The sequence below is a fragment of the Neisseria sp. SLRRB23 genome (assembly GCF_050896295.1).
Classification (GTDB): Bacteria; Pseudomonadota; Gammaproteobacteria; order Burkholderiales; family Neisseriaceae; genus Neisseria.
Window position 1 is genome coordinate 1 of record NZ_JBPBFH010000120.1, and the last position, 397, is coordinate 397.

The 397-nt window shown below is 47.1% G+C and carries 1 pseudogene; it reads right to left on the minus strand.

Annotation, left to right across the window (positions count from 1 at the left end):
* Positions 1-286: 286 nt before the first annotated feature.
* Positions 287-397 (minus strand): annotated as a pseudogene (locus ACRPFF_RS11390) (class II glutamine amidotransferase); the annotation flags it as partial.

The window sequence follows — 397 nt, forward strand, 5'->3', positions numbered from 1 at the left end:
AAACCCTGTTGAAAAACGTCCCCCCCGTCGAAGGCGGCGACCCCCTCTCAATGATCAAATAATCCGGTTTCAAGACGGAAAAGATGCCCGAGGCCGGCTAAAGTGCTTCCTCCTCCAAGTATTTTTGCACCCGACTTTAATCCACTATACAAGACAAAAAACTCGCCGCCGCCGAAAGGAACGCAGTATGAGTATTACCATTCAAAACTTAAACAAAAAACGCTTCGGCAATTTTCACGCGCTGAAAAACATCAACCTCAATTTCCTCACTTATGCCGTCTGAACGTCAAACCGATACGCCGTCTGCGCGTGCGATTTCTAGTCCTTCTTCGTCACTCATATAGACGTGGTTACGGGTTCGGTCGTTTAAAATAATTTTGCCTTCGCGGAACATGAC